A 1,936-nucleotide genomic window follows, 5' to 3' on the forward strand; every position below is an offset into this window, starting at 1 on the left:
CCTCCCTATATTGTCAAGTGATTTTCCTTAAAAAATCAAGGAATTTATAGTTACATATCTCAGATGAATGAGCCAAGGAGATGGACATTTCTCTGTATCTGGTACGAAAATAGAGGGTGAAGGGTACACGAAGTAGAACGTCTTGGTTTTCGCTCTACATGGCCTTGTGTATACCCATCCTTCTATGGCAGCGAACCTCCCGTGTCTACCAGGATCACCCTGCATCTCTGCCGGGGTCCTAACTTCCTTCGTCCTGCCTGTCCATAACCAGGGTGCCAGCTCAGCTCCTAACCAGGGTCATGCCCTATGGAAAATATTCCTGCCGGCTACCGGCTCATTCTTTGTATAAGTCTTACTGACCTGTATGTTTTCCACGGCCGGCACCTTGCGGCGGACGTTTTTCCGGCCGGTTTCCCATACCTCCCAGCTTTCCTGTCACCGCTGGATTCAGCTCCCGGCGGTGTCTGACGGAGGCTCAGTCCAACTGTGACAGGGCATTGCCTGTTTTTCCTGTTGTTTGTTATGCTGCCCGTACCTGTGGTCTCCTGATGTCGCCCAGCAGCTTCTCCGGGTCATACTCTACACCTTTTGTGAGAATCGTATAAAATATTCTTAGTATCTTGCAGGCTACCGCCACTACTGACTGCATCTTTTTGAGCGGGTTCTCTTTCCTCGTTCGGTAATACTCGTGTATCTCCCGAAACTCTGCATTCTTCCCCACCAGCGATACCGCGGCCTCATACAGTACATATCTCAGACGTTTCCGCCCACGGTAGCTGATCCGGCTTTCCCCATTATGTTTTCCGGAATCATTTGCCACAATGGCATATCCTGCCAGCTTCTGAAGCTGTTTGGGATTGTCAAAACGTCCAATGTCCCCAACTTCTGCTATAAAGCCGCTGATCGTCACCATTCCAATTCCCTTAATCGACAACAGGTTATCTATATATGGGATCTTTTTCAGCTTTTCTTCTATGTTCCGGAGCAGTTCCTCCTGCCTTGCTGTATATACATCCATGTCAGCCAGAAGGTTTTTCAGTTCCATTCGGGCGGCTTCCGGCGCTTCCGTACTTCCTACGCTATGCTCCGCAGCTGTTACCAGGGTCTTTGCCCTCTTCATTCCAGCGCCTCTTAGCTTTGCGTCCCTCCATATCCGGTTCACACCTTCCACCCCCAGTTTTCTGATGTCCTCCGGCAGCGGCGCCTCCTTCAGCACCATCCTCCCGCTCACCGCTTTCAAATCCCCATAAACGTCTTTATATTCAGGGAAGTAGATGGCGAACCATCTGGCCAGGCGGTTCTTGATCCTCGTAAGCTCATCCTGCGTCTGGAAGCGCAGGTTTGACAGGCTCCTGATCTCTGCATAGATACCGGTTGGTATATAAGGGTACGAGAACCGTCCCTCATTGACAAGCGCAGCGATCGTCTTTGGGTCTTTACGGTCATTTTTGTTGGGGTTGTTGTCATCCAGTTCTTTCGATTTCTTCACATGGTGGGGATTTACATGTACCGGCTTCATTCCGGTATCCTGCAGGAATTTCCCCAGGGCAAACCAGTAATGGCCTGTTGGCTCCATGCCCGGTATTACAGCAGTTTTACCGTGTTTCGCCGCTATATCCTCCATCCATGCTTTGAATGTCTGGAAACCTGCCTCTGTGTTACTGAATTCCAGTGGCTTTCTGGTATATTCATAGTTGCGCCAGTCGAATGCCCTGGCATAGTGGGTTTCACTTCCTACATCAATTCCAACAATCAGAGTTTTTTCAGTTATGGATGCAATTTTTGCGTTCTGTGTGTTATAATTCATCTTGGATACCTCTCTGTTCAATAAGATTTTCACTAACCTGCAAGTCAGTAATCTTATTTTACTCTGAGGTATTTTTTTATCAACCACCCTTCTTGGAATTCCCTATATTTGAATTATACAGGAAGCTCC

Annotated in this window: 1 protein-coding gene; it reads right to left on the reverse strand. The window is 48.3% G+C overall.

Going from position 1 to position 1,936, the window contains the following annotated elements; translation table 11 throughout:
• Positions 1-520: 520 nt before the first annotated feature.
• The gene (locus D5281_RS24735; protein ID WP_160562506.1) at positions 521-1,807 is read right to left on the reverse strand and encodes an IS110 family RNA-guided transposase; all 1,287 of its coding nucleotides are present in this window, start codon (positions 1,805-1,807) and stop codon (positions 521-523) included.
• Positions 1,808-1,936: the final 129 nt, after the last annotated feature.

It is taken from the genome of Parablautia muri, from assembly GCF_009917485.1.
Lineage (GTDB): Bacteria > Bacillota > Clostridia > Lachnospirales > Lachnospiraceae > Suilimivivens > Suilimivivens muri.